Raw genomic sequence first — 17,860 nt, 5'->3', positions numbered from 1 at the left:
GAGAGAATGACAATTGGACCGCAGACTCGAAACCAGCTGGTGGAAGCAACAACGCGTGACGCAGTGGGTCCGTTCGCCGAGCACCCGACCATCTGCGAATGTCTGAAACTCCGCCCTTCCCGCTGGTACCTCACCGGCTTCCTGGCGCCGCAGAGCGCACAGCCCGACGAAGATCCGACCGACGACGAGAACGTCGGCGGCGGGGACGACGTGGACGCGGACGAGTTCTCGGCCGGAGAGCAGCCGGAGCCGAAGCAGAAGCAACGGCTGCCCGCGTCGCTGGGGCTGTCCGTACTGCTGCGCAAAGAGACGACGAGCGTCACGGCGAGTGTTCAGTACGCGGACTACGAGCGCATTGCTCGCAAGGATGCGGGGCTGCCGGAAGAAGCGGACGGAGTGAAAGGCTCGAAGTTCGTGTGGCGTCGGCTGCCGCCGCACGACGTGTCCGTGGAAGTACCGCTGGACGCGAAACAGCTTGGGAAGGGCATCCCGGTTCCGGATTCGGGTGGACTGTATCTGAAAGGAACGCTGGGCGCTGCGCGCGGCCATGGCCTGCCCGCGGGGACGCAAGCCCTGTCCCTGTTCTTGGTGAACTCACGCCCCGCCGAAAACGCGCGAGGGCTCGGAGACCGCCAGTTCGTTTTTCAGGTGTCTCTCGAGCTACGGGTTCCGGAAGGGATATTGCCCCGCCCCAACCGGCGGGACGAACGTTCCTCCGATCGCGACGAGCGGATCCTCGACCTTCAGTTCCGAAACCACGCTGAGTACGCCGTGGGGCACGGCGTGGCCGTGGAGCTGGAGCACGAGGGTGAGCGCTGCGTTGCGGCGCGGAGCTGCTGGATCCCGCGCGCGGAAGTGAAGCGCGTCGTCACCTTCAATCAGTCGAAAGCCGAGACCTCAATGGAGGCGCTTGCGCAACTGACTGATGGTGGGGATGTTCGCTCGAAGCTGGGGCCGCTCGCGGACGAGTACGCAGCGTGGATCAAGTCCCAGCGCAAGATCGCCGTGGATAGCGACGAGCGACGAGCCGCACGGGAAGCCGTAATGGACGAGGCGGACCGCGCCCGCGCCCGCATCGCGCAAGGCGTGGAACTGCTCGCGAGTGATCCGCAAGTGCTGGAAGCGTTCAAGCTGGCGAACGACGCCATGGCGCGTTCGGCGCGGCAGCGGAGCCCGGAGCGCGGAGCGCCGAAGTGGCGCTTGTTCCAGCTCGCGTTCGTGCTCTTGAACCTCTCCGGTCTCAGCGACGACAAGCACGAGGACCGCGCCCTGGTCGAGCTGATCTTCTTCCCCACGGGCGGCGGGAAGACCGAAGCGTACCTCGGCGTGATCGCGTTCACGCTCTTGCTGCGGCGCATGCGCGGCCAGGAGCGACCCGATGGCGGCTTGGGCGTGGCCGTGTTGCTGCGGTACACGCTGCGGCTGCTCACGCTGGACCAGCTCGGCCGCGCTGCCACGCTGATTTGCGCGCTGGAGCAGCTCCGCGCAACGCGCACGGAGCTGCTGGGACAAGAGAGATTCACCATCGGCTTGTGGGTGGGGCGGTCGGCCACGGCGAACACGCTGGCCGAGGTGGAAAAGCGCATCATCGACTTCAAGAACAGCAACGCCACCGAGCCCGTTCCGCCGTCGCCGCTAACACAATGCCCGTGGTGCGGGACGCCGTTCACGAAGGACAGCTTCGAGCTTCGTGGTCCTCGCTCGAAGTGGACCGGACTGGTGCTCTCCTGCGCAAACTGGCGCGAGTGCGAGTTCTCTCCGCAAAAGAACCGCGACGGGCTGCCGGTGCTGTTTGTGGACGAGCAGATCTATCAGGAGCTGCCGTGCTTCCTGGTCGCCACCGTGGACAAGTTCGCGATGCTGCCCTGGCGCGCGGAGACCGGCATGCTGTTCGGGCGCGTTTCCGCGCGGGACGGCGATCAGTTCGTCGGGTGCGGCGAGGCGAAGCTGCCGTCCGGAGCGATGGCGCTGCCGGACGGCCTGCGTCCGCCGGAGCTGATCGTGCAAGACGAGCTGCATCTGATCTCCGGACCGCTCGGAACCATGGTCGGTCTGTACGAGACAGCCGTGGAAGCGCTATGCACCGCGGCGGAGCCGCCCGGAACGGCGACTTCGAGCGGCGACTCGGACCTGCCACCGCCGTCCATGCAATATCGCGAGCGCGCGCTGCCGAAGATCATCGCTTCTACGGCGACGGTTCGGCGGGCAGAGCAGCAGATCCGAGCCCTGTTCAATCGCGAGATGGCGCAGTTTCCGCCGCCCGGCGTGGACGACTCGGAGACGTTCTTCGCCACGGTGGACAAGGAGAGCCCGGGGCGCCTCTACATCGGCATCGCGGCGGGCGGTCGCAACATGAAGGCGATCCTGCTGCGCACCTACGTGTCCCTCTTGGCAGCCGCGCAAAAGCTCTACGATCCGAAAGGCGCGCCGGACCAACCAGCAGATGCCTACATGACTCTGGTTGGGTACTTCAACAGCTTGCGCGAGTTGGGCGGCATGCGGCGGTTGGTGGAGGACGAGGTGCGGGCGCGGGCGGCGCAGGCGGCGCTGTTGCGGCCCGAAGGCACGACGGGGCCGCATCCGTGGTTTTCGAATCGCGATCTGCGGAAGGAACCCGTGGAGCTGACCAGCCGCGAGAGCACCGCGAACATCGCTCGCTCCAAGGCCCGGCTCGCGGCGCGGCACGCTGCACGGGAAAGCGTGGACGTGGCGCTGGCCAGCAACATGATCTCGGTGGGCGTGGACATCGACCGGCTGGGGTTGATGGTGGTGGCCGGGCAACCCAAGACGACGAGTGAGTACATCCAGGCTTCCAGCCGCGTGGGCCGACAGCATCCCGGCCTGGTGGTCACGGTGTACAACCTGCACAAGCCGCGGGACCGCTCGCATTACGAGCGCTTCACGAGCTACCACGAGAGCTTCTATCGCTCGGTGGAGGCCACTTCGCTGACGCCGTTCTCGGGGCCGGCGCTGGAGCGCGGGCTGGCCGGGACGCTGGTGGCGATGGCGCGCCACGGCGCTCCGGAGCTGACGCCACCGCTCGGCTTCATGCACCTGAAAGACCACGCCGCGGTGGAGCGGTTCGTCATCCACTACATCGCATCGCGAGGCAGCGCCCAGGCCCTGGGGCTGAGTGCCGAGGAAGAGACCCGGCTGCGGGACGATCTGACCAAGAAGGCGCGCAACCTGTTCGATGCCTGGCGGCACATCATCGACGACGCGCACAAGGATGCGACCGCGCGGGCGTACTCGCGCTACGACCGGAACGTGAAGGGCGGAGTGCCGCTGTTGTGGAGCGTGGTGGATCCACCCGAAACCAAGCCGCGCAAGGACGAGCGGGCGTACAAGTTCGCGGCGCCGACCAGCATGCGTGACGTGGAGCCGAGCGCTCACCTGTGGCTGCAGCGCGGGCGGGCGCTGGGGACGGAAGGGAAGCCCGAGCGATGAAGCCGCGACGAGCCCGCCGAGGCGCAGGGCCGCGACCGGATGGAGCGGTGCGGCTCAGCCAGGTGGTCACAACCTACGGCCCCGGGGCCATGCTCGATCTGGTGGACGCGGCCGTGCTGGTGAGCGGGCTCGACTACTGGAGCCGCGGACACGAGGCGAAGGCGGTGGACGAGCCGCGGCTGCGGGACGTGTTGGCGCGACGTCTGGCGCAGGCGGGGCGAACGTTGCGCAGGGAGCAGCCGTTCCTGCTGCCGCCGGCGGGGGACGATTCGGATCCGAGCAAGTCGGTCGGCATCCAGGTGCTCGAGTTTCCGAAGTGGTTCGTGTGCCAGAACCCGCGCTGCCGGCGGCTGGTGCGCGCGACCGGCTTGGAGCTGAAGCGGAACCGATACGTGCACCGCTGCGATGTGGGCGGACCTTCGGAATGCGTGCCGGTGCGGTTCGTGGGTGCCTGTCCGCATGGGCACCTCGAGGATTGGCCGTGGATCCGATTCGCGCACGGACAGAACCCGACCTGCGAGGCGCCTCAGCTGACGCTGCACGAAGGGGCCAGCGGTGACTTCAGCGAGATCGTGGTGCGCTGCGCTTGCGGTGGGTACCGGCGACTGCGGGATGCGCTGACGCGAGAGACAAATCCGCTGTGCAGTGGCGAACGGCCATGGCTGGGCACCGAGGGCTCCGAGGCGTGCAGCTCCGGCGAGCGCCTCCGGCTCCTGGTGCGTACCGCGAGTAATGCGTACTTCTCGCAGGTGGAAAGCGCGCTATCGATCCCGTCGGGGGAAACCGAAGCACTGATGGACCGGGTGCTGTCGGTGTGGGACGTCTTGAACAAGGTCAGCAGCGCCGACGAGATCGCGATGTTGCGGAAGCTCGTGGATCGCGCGGGCGAGGCGCTGAGCGGGTTCGACAACGACGCGGTGCTTCAAGCCGTGCGCGCCGAGAAGGCGGGCGTGCCGATCGAGCGGGACCCACTGCGGACGGCCGAGTACAAGGAGCTGATCCGCCAGCCCGCGGAGCGCAAGGGCGAGCTAGCGCCGGACGGCGCGGACTTCTTCGCGCGGTCGGTGACGCCCAAGGGTGGATTGCCCGCGGGGATCGCGCGGCTCGTGCTGGCGAGCAAGCTGCGCGAGGTGCGCGTCCAGGTCGGGTTCACGCGCATCGACTTCCCTACCCCGGATCTGCAGGGCGAGTACGAGCTCGCGCTGCGGACGGCCCCGCTGGGGATGAATGCGGACTGGCTACCGGCGAGCGAGGTCCGCGGCGAGGGTATCTTCATCGAGTTGGACGAGCAGGCCGTGCGCGCGTGGGAGCGTCGCGCGGCGGTGAAGGAGCGGGGACGCGAGCTGCTGGCGGGCTTCGACGAGCAGTTCAAGGCGGCGCCGCCAGAGGCTCGGCCGGACTTCCCAGGGGTGCGGTTTTATCTCCTGCATTCGCTGGCGCATCTGCTGATGTCGGCGCTATCGCTGGAGTGCGGCTACGCGGCGAGCGCCATCCGCGAGCGCATCTACTGCGCACCCGCGGACGACGAGCCGCCGATGGCTGGGATTCTGCTCTCGACGGGGACACCTGGAACGGAAGGGACCTTGGGCGGACTCGTGGAACAGGGCCGGCACCTGCGCCATCACCTAGCGCGGGCGTTGGAGCTCGGCTCGCTGTGCTCGAATGACCCGGTCTGCGCCGCGCACTCGCCCAAGGGGGACCTGGCGGAGCGGTACCTCGAGGGCTCCGCATGCCACGGGTGCTTGTTCATCGCGGAATGTAGCTGTGAGCGGTTCAATCGCTACCTCGATCGCGGGCTGGTGGTGCCGACCATTGGGCGCGATCCTTCGCTTGCCTATTTCGAGGTATGATGGATCTCACGGGGGTATCTCTGACGGCGTTGCAGGCGCTTCTCGCGCTTGCTGAACGCGGCGAGTCGCCGGCGAGCGCTTCCTTGCCCGCGGAGGTTCTGGGCGCGGCTGCGCCGCTGGGGGCGATGCCGGCAGGTGCGGCGGCGGAACTGCTGCGCGCCGTGATCGCCGAAAGGCGGCGAGAGCGGGGCGCCAAGATCGATCTGGTGTGGACCGGGCCCGAGGCGAAGGTGAGTTTGGCGCGGGATACCGCGGTGGTCGTCGCGGAAATGTTCGGGGCGGCGCGGAAGAGCGTGCTGATCGGCGGGTACGCCTTCGACCACGGATACCGGCTGTTCGAAGCGCTGCATCGCGTGATGAAGGAACGCGGCGTGAAGGCGGACGCGTTCCTGGACATGCAGCCGGTGGACGGCGTTGCGCCGGAGGAGGCGGCGAAGCTCCGGCGCGACGAGTTCCTGCGCGGCAACTGGCCGTTCGGAGAGCCGCTGCCCACGATCTACTACTACCCCGACGGCATCTCGAAGCAGGTGTACGCGAGCATCCACGCCAAGTGCGTGGTGGTGGACGAGATCCGCTCGCTCGTGACCAGCGCGAATTTCACCGACCGCGGGCAGACGCGGAACATCGAGGTGGGCGTGCTGATCGAGGATGCGGCGTTTGCGGAGGCGCTGAGCCGGCAGTGGTGGGGAGCGGCGGGGGCGGGGGTGTTTCGACAAGTCTCGTGAAGGCTTGGTGGGAGGTTGGAATGTCAGTGTGGCTGGTTAGGGCAGGACAAACAGGGGATCGCGAGGACTTCGCCCTCGACAACGATGTCGCGGTGGTTGGCTGGGATGACATGCCCAACCTCGCCTCGGCCGAGACGCGGGAGGAGCTCGACCAGCTGTACCTGCAGACCTACCCCGATGCGGGGAAGAACCGGCGAAGCAACCATGTGGGCCAACTGTGGGCATTCTCCCACCGCATCAAGCCGGACGACCTGGTCGTGCTGCCGCTGAAGCGATCCTCTGCCATTGCGATTGGCAAAGTGACCGGTCCCTATCAGTACGTTCACTCACCTGGCACACCCGAGCACCGTCGACCGGTGCAATGGCTCCGAACGGACATCCCCAGAACCTCCTTCGACCAGGACCTTCTCTATTCCTTTGGCGCATTCATGACCGTCTGCGCGATCACGCGAAACGATGCTGAGACACGCATCCGTGCGCTGCTTGCGGGCGAACCTCCGATGGCATCGGACGCAACGGGCAGCGCTGACGAGGAGTCCATTCCCGACATCGAGCAGATCGCCCGTGACCAGATCTCGACGCACGTCCTTCAGAAGTTCAAGGGCCACCATCTAACGGACCTGGTAGCTGCTGTCCTTCAAGCCGAAGGGTATGTGGTCCAGGTCTCGCCTCCGGGGGCAGATGGCGGCGTGGACATTCTTGCGGGTACGGGCCCACTTGGATTCGCCCAGCCACGTCTTTGCGTACAGGTCAAGTCACAGCAGAGCCCTGCCGATGTCACGGTCTTCAGAAGTCTCCAGGGGTCGATGCAGACGTTCGGTGCCGAGCAAGGGCTGCTTGTGTGTTGGGGCGGATTCAACAAGGCCGTGCAATCGGAAAGCCGCCTGAGCTACTTCCGCATTCGGCTTTGGGATGCGGGCGCACTGCTCGAAGCCGTGCTTCGGATGTACAGCAAGCTACCGAAAGAACTTCAGACTGAGCTACCGCTGAAGCGTGTTTGGGCGCTGGTTCTCGAGGAGTAGCAGGGTCTGCTGAACGTGTTGCGGCCAGCGTTTCTGTCACACCCGCGGAACTAAGCATGCATACCACTACGGTCCTCGAACGCGTTCGACGTCGGACCTACGAAATCGTTGAGGTCGCCGGTGAAGGTGATCGCGCCAGTCGAGTCTTCGACGTCACGATCGCCGCCCTGATCGTCGCGAACATCGTCACGCTAGTGCTCGATACGGTCGCAACCATTCACGCCCAGCTTGGTGCGGCCTTCGAGATCTTCGAGCTGATCTCGGTACTGGCGTTTACCGTCGAGTACGTCCTCCGACTGTGGTCGTGCACAGTAGACGAGCGCTACCGGGAACCCGTGCGCGGAAGGATGCGATTCGCCCTCACTTTCATGGCGCTGATCGATCTGGCCGCAGTGCTTCCATTCTACCTCCCATTCTTTGGCTTCGACCTTCGCGTCGTTTGGGTGATGCGGCTGTTTCGGCTCCTACGGTTCGCGAAGCTTCATCGATATTCGAAGGCTCTGCAGACATTCGCGCGAGTCTTCCGGTCGCGAGCGGAGGCCTTGCTGATCAGTTTAGCCCTGGTGGTTGCCTTGCTGCTCATCGCATCCTGCCTGATGTACTTCGCAGAGCACGACGCACAGCCCGAACGTTTCTCGAGCATTCCTGCCTCTATGTGGTGGGCAGTGGAGACTCTGTCTACCGTGGGCTACGGGGACTGCACTCCCGTGACGCCGATCGGCCGGGTGCTAGCCGGCATCGTGGCATTGCTGGGCATCGGGTTGTTTGCGGTGCCCACCGGGATTCTCGGCGCAGCGTTCTTGGAGGATCAGCAGCGACAAGAGAGCAAGCGGCGTTGTCCGCACTGCGGAGAAGCGTTGGACGGATCCTAGGCCGCGCGTGGTTCCGCGCCGGACCAAACCTCATCATCAGTAGCTTCAGAGGTAGCCGCGGTCGCGACGTTTTCGGAGAATCGCAAAACTGGTCTCAGCGGCATTGGATCAACGCATCGGTCTTGACCTTGGTGTGCCTTTGCGCAGGCTGATTGGAGAGCCCGGCCCCCATGGTGGAGAGTGCATTTGCGACGCGCTGCTCCTCGACACGCCGGCCGGCGTCGAGGATGTCATACCCAGTCGGGCAAAGCTTTCCTGCTTCCTCGTAGCAGTCAGCGGGATCTTCGCAGCTCACGGTGTAGCCCGGCCGGCCGCTGGGTGTGGTGACTGGCCGCGATTCTGCGCCGCCCCCGCACGCAAGCAACACGGACGAAAGCAACATCAGCAATACCCAAGGTGCCCACCCATTCGTCATTCGAGCGCTCCGCGTTAGCAACCCCACTAGCGAACAGCATATGCTGCTATCGTCGCAATCCGGTTGACGGAACACAAGGGGGGGCGTTGGCGGCCACGCGCGGGTCCTCGCAGTCACAGATCCGGGACGGTTCGTAGGCCGCGAACTTCTGGAGGCCGCGCGCGCGCCTCCGGCCCGACACGGCTCCCCCGTCACGCCGCAGCCTGGGGAACTCGGAGCAGCAGGTCGGGCCCTGCGTGCGAGGCCGCGTCCCGCAAGCTTTGGAACTCGCCGACCAGTCGGTTGTCGGAGCAGTACAACCGACACAGGCCCAATGCCTTCCTGCCTTTCTGCCCTGCCGGGGCGGAGCAGCAGCTTCACGTTGGGCTTCACCCGAGTTCCGCCGAGACGAGCTGCGCCATGTCCCAAATGTCCACCATCACGAAGCTTGCATTTGCCGGAGTCGCGGTCGTCGCGATCGGTATCGCTTTCCTCCAAGGGCCCCAAGCATCGAAACCGACCAAGTTCTACTGTGGCGTGGCGCCAAACTTCCCAGGTGGGCCCCGGGAGTGTCTATCGAGCGCTGAGCGTTGCGAACGAGCTGGGGGAGGCTGCTTCGAACGAGCCAAGGCCTACTGCTGCACGCGACCGTCCGAGATCAAGGGAGTGATGATCGCCGCGTGTGGGCCGACGAAAGACGAATGCCAGGAATTCTGCGATTTGAATCTGCCCGGTAGGACCGCGTGCCGGGAAGCGCGCCCCGACGAAATTCCGGAGTCGGGCGACCTCGAGCCTGCCACGATGTGACCCAACTGCGTATTCCGCTCAACTTGGGCACGCGTTCCGACGACTTGGGCATCCGTTCCGGAGCACTTGGGCGCCGAATCGGAGCGAAGCGACGACCGCAGTGGTCAGGTGGTAGTGGATGGCGGGGTGTCGGTGGGAGCGAGCCCTTTCTTCCTCCGCATGGACTGTCCGCGCAGCGTGAGGACGTGAGCGTTGTGTACGAGGCGATCGCAGATCGCGTCGGCAATGGTCGGATCGGAAAGCATCTCGTGCCAAGTTTTCGTCGGCACTTGCGAAGTGATGACAGTGGATGAGTGGTCGTAGCGATCTTCCAGGACCTCGAGAAGATCCCGTCGCTCCGTGTCCTTCATGGGCGCGATCAGAAAGTCATCGAGCACGAGCACATCGAAGCGTGAGAGCCGCCCGAGCTCTGAAGCGTAGCTGCCATCGGCACGCGCCATCGAGAGCTGGTGAACGAGCCGAGGAACGCGGACGTACAGCGCACGGAAGCCCTGGCGGCACGCTGCATTGGCGAGAGCGCAGCCAAGGAAGCTCTTGCCAACACCGGTAGCCCCCAGGACGATCACGTTTTGCTTGGCTCTGATCCACCCGCATGTCGAGAGCGAGCGGAGAACGGCCTTGTCGAGGCCGCGGCCGGCGTCGGCGACGACCTCTTCGAGCACACCGTTGACGGGGAGCTTGGCTTCCTTCACGCGGCGTCCGGTCCTGCGGTTGTCGCGCTCGAGCCACTCGCGGTCGACCATGATGCCGACCTTCTCGGCGAAGGTCAGGCTCTTGTCGGGCTTGTCGAGTAGCTCGCGGAACACCTGCGCCATCGTGCGCAGCCGCAGCGCGAGCAGCTTGTCATGAGTTTCTTGGTCCATCATTCGTTTGTCTCCTTGTCGAAGTATTCGCCGCCACGAATGTGCTCGTGGCGCACGAAGTCGGTGGGCTCGGGGTCGTTTGTCGGTAACGGTTTTGACTCCAGTCCCCGTGCGAGGATGGCGTTGATGCTTCTGCGTGTTGGGCCACCGGGGCCAGAGATTGCGAGGGCGCGTGCGCAGGCGGCGTCGAGCCGGTCGTTGCCCACACGCTGAGCGTCGCGGGCCAGGGCTTGCACAGCCCGGTAGCCGAACTCTGGGTTACGGTAGCGGCCCAAGATGGCTTCAACGACCTTGCCGACGTTGGGTCCCATACTCCTGCCCCACGATCGCATCCGCTGGGGAGGCCACTTGCCGTACTCGCGGTGGGACTTCGGCATGTGCTCACGACACGTCACGTACGTGCCCTTCGGAGCGCGACTTCGAACGTGCGAAGCGACGCGCTGGCGGCCATTAAACACCTCGACGACTGCACGGGTTGCCCGCACCTCGACGGCTGCGCCGATGAGCGCGCACGGCGCGCTGTAGTACCGGTCGTCAAATGCAACGTGGTAGTCGACGTTGACCTTTGCCCGCTTCCACTCGCCCCGCTCGAAACGTAGGCTGGGCAGCGGTCGCATTGCGGGACGGTCGATGCCTTCGAACGCAGAGCGACGACAGCCCTCCAGTTTCTGGAACGGCCGAGAGTTGAGCCGCTCGAGCAACTCCCAGATCGCCTCGTTGAGTGCCGCCAGGCTGAAGAAGGTCCGGTTGCGGAGCGCGGCGAGGATCCAACGCTGTGCGATCAACACGCCACCCTCGACCTTGGCTTTGTCCTTTGGTTTTCCGGGCCGGGCGGGAACTACGGCGACGCCGTAGTGCTGAGCCATCTCCAGGTAGGCGGGATTGATGTCCGGATCGTAGCGGTCCGGTCCCGTGACCGCGGCACGGAGCTGATCCGGAACGAGGATCTCCGGTACGCAGCCGAAGTACTCGAAGCCGCGCACGGTGGCGTCGATGAAGTCCGCTGCGCTCTGTGTGGCGGTCGCCTCGGCGTACGTGTAGCTGCTCGCACCGAGCAGCATGACGAACAGCTCGACGTCCTTCACTTCGCCCGTGCTGGCGTCGATCAGCCTCGGCTTCTTGCCGGAGAAGTCCACGAATGACTTCTCGCCCGCACGGTGCGTTTGCCGCATCGTGATCGCCAGCTTCGATTTCCACGCAGAGTAGACGTCGCAAAACTGGCTGTACTGGTAGGGCCGCAGCGCATCGCCACGGAGCCTGGTCGTTTCCTGGTATTCGACCCACAGCGTCTGGAGCGTCACACCAGTCTTGCGCATCTCCCGATGCACCCACTCGAAGTCGATCGCTGCTCGACCTGCTGGCTCCAGTCGGCCGATGGCTTTGAATAGACGCGCCTCGAGCTCTGCGTCGCTCATCTCGCGTGCAACTTCCCAGCCCACTCCGGCGTCGCGGGCTCGCTTGAGGTAGCCGCCCACCGAGCCCTTCGAGAGACCGGTCGAGGCTTGGATCTGCCGCTGCGTGCATCCGCACTCGTGGCGTAGTCGGAGAACTTCTCGAATCTTGCGCATGGTGTGTCGCGTCGACATCGGCTCGTGCGTCCCGGAGGAACGAGGAGCCAGCTTTGCGACCACCACGGTCGTCGCCGGGCCCAAGGGGCCAGGGCGGCCTAGCCGGAGCGCAGCGCGGGCATTGCCCGCGCCGCCGGCTGGCGCCCAGGTGCACCGGAATCAGCGCCCAAGTGCGCCGGAATCAGTGCCCAAGTGTCCGGAACGGGTGCCCAAGTGCCACCGGAATGGCTGCCCAAGTGTTTCCGGAATCGGTGCCCAAGTGCGGCCGGAATACGCACTCCGCCGCAATGTGCGCACGGTTCGAGACGAGCTGGGCTTCTCAGGAACCGTCGAGGTGCGCGTGGATGGCGCGTTTTTCAAGCGGGAGTTCCTTGCCGCGTGCGACGGCTGCCGCGTGGAATATGCGGTCAAGGTACCGATGATGCCCTGGCTGAACCTGCGCGCCATCGTCAAGAAGCACCCCACTCGTGACTGGCAGTGGGTCGACCGGAAGCTGGGCGTGCAAGCGCTCGACACCGTGCTGCCCATCGACGCATGGAACCGCACCGAGCGCGCGGTCATCTATCGTAAGCGCATCAACCACAAGTCCCCGAAGAGCCATCAGCTCGATCTCTTCAACCCCGACGACGGCGAGTGGGAGTACTCGGTCGTGGCCACCAACAAGACGCTCACGCCGCGAGCCTTGTGGCATTTCCAGAACGGTCGCGGCACCCAGGAGAAGACCATCGGCGAGCTGAAAAGCGGACTCGCCTTCGCCACCATCCCTACGAACCGCTACTCCGCAAACACTGCTTGGCAAAAGCTGAACGTCCTCGCCCACAATCTCGTCACCACCTTCCAACTCGCGACAACCGCGACCGAGAAGCCGCGCACCCTGAAGCGCACCGCCCTCTACTGCCTCCGCAGCATCAACACCCTGCGCTTCGAGTTGCTCGGAAAGGCCGGCCGTCTCCTACGCCCGGGCGGAGCACCCGTGCTCCGCCTCGCGAGCAACGACGCTACGCGCCTGGCATACGAGAAGATCGAACGAGAACTCCAGAACGCTGCCTGAAGATTGTCGGATTGGGGCTAAGACATGCGCTCGAGCGCTTTGGTCCACGGCTCGCCCAGATCTACGGGCAGGGGGAGTGCCCGATGACGATCACGACGCTAACAAAAGCGGCCATCGCTGATCGCGAGCACCCCCGCTGGCTCGATCGGGCTCGCTCTGCCGGCCGGCCGTTCGCGTGCGTGGAGGTGATCGTCGCAGATGCGACCGACAATCCAGCTCCGGCCGGTGAGAGCGGCGAGATTCTGTGTCGGGGCGACGTGGTGATGGAAGGTTACTGGCAGGATGGCCCCGCGAGCGCGGAAGCGCTTGCGCACGGCTGGTTGCACACCGGCGACGTGGGTGCTTTCGATTCCGAAGGCTACCTGCATTTGATGGATCGTTCGAAGGACGTGATCATCTCCGGAGGCTCCAACATCTACCCGCGCGAGGTGGAGGAGGTGTTGCTACGCCACGCTGCGGTGCGTGAAGTGTCTGTGCTTGGTCGACCGGACCGCAAATGGGGAGAGCGGGTTGTCGCGTACGTCGCCGGCGAGGCAGACGCAGGCGCCCTCGATGAGCTCTGCCTGTCGCGGCTCGCGCGATTCAAACGACCGCGCGACTACGTCTTCTTGAACGAGCTCCCGAAGAACAACTATGGCAAGGTGTTGAAGACCGAGCTTCGCAAGTTGGACGCCGCTGAGATCGCGGCGCAAGCGCTCGAGCGAGGGTCGCCACGGCGCAAAAAATAGCGCAGCGCCGGAGAGTGCGTCATTTCCGTGAGCAGCGGCCGTCCGCTATCCGCAGTACCCGCACGATCCGCTGAGACTGTGCACCATCTGACAGTTGGCTTGTTGGCATTGCGTGTTTCCGCAGCACGCGCACAAGCAAGCCGATTGGCAATAGAGGCAGGCCTGCTCTACGCCCGAACCGGTGCATGTCGAGGGGCAGTTGCAGTTTTCGTCGCAGCCGCTTCCGGGCGGGCCTGCACTTCCTCCACCCGATCCACCACTCCCGCTGGGAACGTAGTCGGAAGGAACAGTGCACGCGCCGTCCACACACACACCTGTCGTCGGCTGCTCAGAGCACTGGAAGTCCCACACACAATGCGCGGAACATACGACAGGCCCTGGTTGCCAGTTGACGCACTCGTAGTCGAACGCACAGTCCGCCTGATTCGTGCAGGCGTGCCCCTGTCCGCCGTTCAGCCGCAAGATGCAATAGCCGCTCTCGCAGACGTAGTCCAAGCTCGGGCACTCGAATGTTTCTACGCACTGGTGACCGCAGCGAGTGTCGCCGTAGGTCGGCCAGTAGCCGCAGGAGAGCGGATCGGCGCAGTCGTCGTTGCTCGAGCACGGCTCTCCTTCGCCCGCGTCGCCGCCTGTACACGCCACGAGCGCCGTGAGAATCGCGAGCACGGTGAATGCGGCCCGCGCAAGCCCCGACGGCATGTAGCGAGGACGCGAGGCGGGCCTTGCCGCGGTGACGCACTGGGACCTGCATCGCAACTCCATGGAAACCTCCGACTCGCCACCGTACCGTCACGCACGAGTTCCTCCCATACGCGATAGTGCATAGACGCCTCTATCTCACGCCGCCCAACGCGTCTGCGGAGCAGCGTCACTACGCGGGTATCCGATTGCTAACTGTGGTCGAGTCGGGGCGGGGCAAAAGAACCGGCACCACGCATCACGGAATCACATCTTGATCACAAAGGTGACCGCGAAGTTCTTGGGGCGCGTCTCCGCGCCACCGGTCTTTTCCATGGTGACCCCTGTCGTTGCGAGCGCGGTGTATTGGTTGCTGTAGTTGGCCCACTCGTCGGCCAGCACGCTTGCAGGACCATATGGTCCATTGCCCACGCCGGTGAACTGATGAATGTGTCCTGGATCGTTGAGAACGTGGTCGTGGCTCTTTAGCAGGTCGGGCTGCATGCTTCCGCCGACCGCGCGCGGGGCGTCTGGGTCGCGGCTGGTCTTGTTCTGCGGGTCCGCGCCGCGCAGGAACGCTCCGCGAAGATCAGGGATGTTGAACTGCGGGCCAGACGCATCGCCGCCGTCGCCCCACTGCTCACCGATGGCTCCATACAGCGCTGGATAGTTGGTCTTGTTGAGGACCTGGCCATCGCAAATGAGCCAGCCGGCCGGTGCAGTTGCTCCCCCAAAGGCGACAATCGTTCCCGCTGGCGCCATGTCTTTCTCCAAGGCTTGGAGACGCGAATCCAGATCCTGGAAGTTGTCGGTCAGGTCCTTCGCCATCAGTACCTCGTTCGAGCTCCAACCGCTCTTGGGCAAGGCGGCCAAGGTGGTCCCGGCAAAGAACGCCAGCACGAGGAGCAGCGCCCTCCCCGGCAAGAGCCTCGACTTCCTACGCCTCATCTGCTGCCTCCGTTCCTTTTGCAAGCGTGCATGCGTTGTGGTGCGCTTCGGCGTCCTTCAGTCACAGCAGAGCAGCCACAACGCGTTGTTGCAGGATGTTGCGTTTGGAAACCCCTGACCGCCGGACGGGACGTTGCTCACGTCCCACATGTGCCCGAGAATGTTGGGTGCGCCGCTTGACCAGCCGTCACAATTGCGGACTGGTCCGGTGGGCGGTGCGAAGGAGTAGTCGCCATCGATCCAGCCAATGTGACTGGGATTGATGCCCAGCGATGCCGACCGGATCATCTCTCCCGCGCTGCAGATGTGCGCCGAGGATGACGAACATGCGGCCTCGCATGCCGCTTTCGTCGCGCCCCAACCGCCCCATCCACTGCCGGTGTGCGACTCTGACGTGCTCGCGCAGTAGGTGGCGTCGAGCGACCACTCCTTGCCGTTCTTCTTCACGATCGCGCGCTTGGATTCCTGCGCTGCCAGACGCGCATCTAGCGCTTGGAAGTTCGCGTTCAAGTCGGTGTGGGTGAGAACCTCCGCGTCACTCCAGGTCTTGGGCACCGCGCCCAAAGCCAGGGTCGCGAAGACGGTGACGACAAGCACAGAACCGAGCAGTCGCAACCTTTGTTCAGGCATGGGTGTCGTACCTTTCAAGGCTAGTCACAGCACAGCACTGGTGTGGTCGCGGAGTAGCAGGCAGCGACGCCGACGTAGCCGTGGGGGCCGCCGCTCCAGACCGAACCCAAGGCTCCGGGATTGGACACCGCGTTTGTCCAACCCTCACAGTCGGTCATGTCTATGCCCGCCCAGTTGTTGGGTGAGCCGTAGGAGTTCGTGATCCAGCCCGACACCGACGTCTTGCCGAGGGCGTAGCTTCGCTGCATTTCCGAGACAATGCACATGTGGGCGCTCGGGCTCTTACAAGCGAACTCACACATGGCCTTCGCGCCGGTATGCCCGCCCAGATTTCCGAGAGCAGGCGGAGTGGCTCCGCAGTAGATGGCGTCCAGCGAGTAAGTCTTGCCGTTGAAGGATGCGAGAGGGCGCTGCGCTTCCACGGCTGCGAGTCTGTCGTCCAATGCCTTGAAGTTCGCGTTCAGCTCGGTATGGCTCAACGTTTCGCCCGCGGACCAGGTCTTGGGCACCGCGCCTAGCGCCCCGCCCGCGAACGCCGCCACGAGCAACAGTGAGCCACCGAGGCGAGGCAGGGAAGAGGAGAGCATCCCACGATGATCGCGTTCCGCGAGGTAGTCGCAATATGGGTTTGCACATAGACGATCGCGACGCCTTGGCTGCTTTTCCCACCGTCGCGATCGCGTATGGGATTTCGCATATGGAGCATCTCGTCGAACTGCGAAAGGCTACGCGATTGTGGAGGTCGTCTCGGCGTGGAGTGGGTAGCCGGACAAGTCGTCGCAGCGCGCTACCGTCTGGAGCAGAAGCTGGGTAGCGGAGGCATGGCAGCCGTGTGGCGCGCGGAACACCTTGCGCTGCGTTCGCCCGTCGCGCTCAAGGTAATGCACGGTGCGCTGCTGCAGAGCCAGGACGCAGTTGCGCGGTTTCTTAGAGAAGCGCGCGCTGCAGCTGCCCTCCGAAGCAGCCATGTGGTTCAGATCTTCGACTTTGGCGTCGAGGACGGCGTGCCGTTCATAATCATGGAGCTCCTGCATGGCGAGAGCCTGCAGAGCCGCTTGGAGCGTGGCGCGCTTTCTCTTGGCGAAACCCTAGAGGTCTTGGCACAGGTGGGGCGGGCGCTCGAACGGGCGCACCGCGCGGGCGTGGTGCATCGCGACTTGAAGCCGGACAACCTGTTCCTGTGTCAGAGCGAGGACGCCCATCTGCTCGTGAAGGTGCTGGACTTCGGGATCGCGAAGGCGAAGGACATGGACGGTTCGAGCGACACCCAGGGGGCTGGGTTCGCGGGCACACAAACGGGGGCAATGCTCGGAACTCCCTACTTCATGAGTCCAGAACAAGCGCAGGGCACGCGCGATGTCGACCACCGCGCGGACCTGTGGGCTTTGGGAGTAATCGCGTTCAACTGTGTGACTGGTCGCCGGCCCTTCGAAAGCGAAGCACTGGGCGACCTGATCCTCGGGATCTGCACGCGCGATCCAATCGCGCCTTCTAGCCTTTGCAGCGTGCCTTCGGCGTTCGACGATTGGTTCAGCAAGGCCGTGGCCAAGGATCCCGACCTTCGCTTTCAGAACGTCCGCGAGCTCGTGGCGGGCTTGCAGTTGGTCGCGGAAGCCGCGCACGTCGCGTCCGACGAGGCGCCGTCCCTCGACGAATTCGAGCATTCTCCTTCACTCACGTCTACCCCTGCGGACACGACTGATGTCGTACGCACCCGCGCCAGCGCTGGCGTTCAGCAATCCTTCATCGGAGCACTGACTACCGGCGGGATCGCGTCATCCGCGATCCCATTGTTGCGCGCACGCCGGCGTTCTGGGTGGCGCACTCTGGCCGTCGGGTTTGGCGCCCTCGCGCTTGGCGCGGCCGCGGCCTGGGCCATTGCGACGCGTTCCGTAGCGCCAGCCGAGTTGACGCGGACTGCCGCTGCGCCGCCCAGCGCACCGCCGACGGCCCCGCCGTCTGCCACTGCGCCGCCAACGGGCGGGAGTGAGAACCGGACAGCGCCGATTCCTGCCCCGGTCGTTTCCGCGGCGGAACAAACAAGAGAAGCCGAGGCCAGGAAGAAGCAACCAGCGTTGCCGATTAGAAGGGCACACGCGGAGAAGGCCGAAACTCACACGCCCAAGCCCGTGGTGTCCTCACCACCAGCACCGACACCGCCGCCTGCAGCGACCAGCGCGACCGTTGCGCCAACTGAGCCGACCCCAAAGCCGGTTCCTCCCACCCCGAAACCCACGAACGCCGATGACCTGTTCAATGACCGCACGTTCTAGGCTG

Annotated in this window: 12 protein-coding genes and 1 pseudogene; 8 read left to right on the top strand and 5 right to left on the bottom strand. The window is 64.9% G+C overall.

Features of this window, described 5'->3' with window-relative positions:
* Window positions 1-6 precede the first annotated feature (6 nt).
* Genes H6717_41775 through H6717_41755 form a run of 5 tightly spaced genes read left to right on the top strand, consistent with a single transcriptional unit; the run spans window position 7 to window position 7,916 of the window.
* Window positions 7-3,447 carry a helicase gene (locus H6717_41775; GenBank protein MCB9583637.1) on the top strand — a complete coding sequence of 1,147 codons (3,441 nt, stop codon included), beginning with the start codon at window positions 7-9 and terminating at the stop codon, window positions 3,445-3,447.
* Window positions 3,444-5,297 (top strand): DUF1998 domain-containing protein, encoded by a 1,854-nt coding sequence (locus H6717_41770; GenBank protein MCB9583636.1) that lies wholly within the window; start codon window positions 3,444-3,446, stop codon window positions 5,295-5,297. The genes H6717_41775 and H6717_41770 overlap by 4 nt, the downstream gene beginning before the upstream one ends.
* A gap of 29 nt (window positions 5,298-5,326) precedes the next feature.
* Entirely contained in the window at window positions 5,327-6,022 is a 696-nt protein-coding gene (locus tag H6717_41765) for a phospholipase (GenBank protein MCB9583635.1), read from the top strand.
* Window positions 6,023-6,042: 20 nt separating this feature from the next.
* Entirely contained in the window at window positions 6,043-7,044 is a 1,002-nt protein-coding gene (locus tag H6717_41760; protein ID MCB9583634.1) for a restriction endonuclease, read from the top strand.
* Window positions 7,045-7,100: 56 nt separating this feature from the next.
* Complete coding sequence (locus H6717_41755; GenBank protein ID MCB9583633.1) at window positions 7,101-7,916, top strand: ion transporter; 816 nt, start codon at window positions 7,101-7,103, stop codon at window positions 7,914-7,916.
* Window positions 7,917-9,221: 1,305 nt separating this feature from the next.
* On the opposite strand, the gene H6717_41750 is transcribed toward H6717_41755, so the two are convergent.
* Both H6717_41750 and H6717_41745 read right to left on the bottom strand, forming a co-directional pair.
* Window positions 9,222-9,983 carry an ATP-binding protein gene (locus H6717_41750; GenBank protein ID MCB9583632.1) on the bottom strand — a complete coding sequence of 254 codons (762 nt, stop codon included), beginning with the start codon at window positions 9,981-9,983 and terminating at the stop codon, window positions 9,222-9,224.
* Complete coding sequence (locus H6717_41745; GenBank protein ID MCB9583631.1) at window positions 9,980-11,566, bottom strand: IS21 family transposase; 1,587 nt, start codon at window positions 11,564-11,566, stop codon at window positions 9,980-9,982. The genes H6717_41750 and H6717_41745 overlap by 4 nt, the downstream gene beginning before the upstream one ends.
* 271 nt (window positions 11,567-11,837) lie before the next feature.
* Between H6717_41745 and H6717_41740 the strand changes: the two genes are divergently transcribed.
* Together H6717_41740 and H6717_41735 are read left to right on the top strand one after the other, a co-directional pair.
* Complete coding sequence (locus H6717_41740) at window positions 11,838-12,599, top strand: transposase (protein MCB9583630.1); 762 nt, start codon at window positions 11,838-11,840, stop codon at window positions 12,597-12,599.
* A gap of 17 nt (window positions 12,600-12,616) precedes the next feature.
* Window positions 12,617-13,327: pseudogene (locus tag H6717_41735) on the top strand (AMP-binding protein).
* Window positions 13,328-14,272: 945 nt separating this feature from the next.
* On the opposite strand, the gene H6717_41730 reads toward H6717_41735, so the two are convergent.
* From H6717_41730 to H6717_41720, 3 genes are all read right to left on the bottom strand, one after another.
* Window positions 14,273-14,833: a tail fiber protein gene (locus H6717_41730; protein ID MCB9583629.1), complete on the bottom strand. Its 561-nt coding sequence runs from the start codon at window positions 14,831-14,833 to the stop codon at window positions 14,273-14,275.
* Window positions 14,834-15,010: 177 nt separating this feature from the next.
* Window positions 15,011-15,583 carry a hypothetical protein gene (locus tag H6717_41725; GenBank protein ID MCB9583628.1) on the bottom strand — a complete coding sequence of 191 codons (573 nt, stop codon included), beginning with the start codon at window positions 15,581-15,583 and terminating at the stop codon, window positions 15,011-15,013.
* Window positions 15,584-15,603: 20 nt separating this feature from the next.
* A complete protein-coding gene (locus H6717_41720) occupies window positions 15,604-16,170 on the bottom strand; it encodes a hypothetical protein (protein ID MCB9583627.1) in 567 nt (188 codons plus the stop codon).
* 234 nt (window positions 16,171-16,404) lie between these two features.
* On the opposite strand from H6717_41720, the gene H6717_41715 reads away from it, so the two are divergent.
* Window positions 16,405-17,856 (top strand): serine/threonine protein kinase, encoded by a 1,452-nt coding sequence (locus H6717_41715; GenBank protein ID MCB9583626.1) that lies wholly within the window; start codon window positions 16,405-16,407, stop codon window positions 17,854-17,856.
* Window positions 17,857-17,860 lie beyond the last annotated feature (4 nt).

The sequence above is a fragment of the Polyangiaceae bacterium genome, assembly GCA_020633235.1.
Lineage (GTDB): Bacteria > Myxococcota_A > Polyangia > Polyangiales > Polyangiaceae > JACKEA01.
Note: the sequence above shows the minus strand (reverse complement) of the source record. Positions and strands in the feature narration are given on the sequence as shown.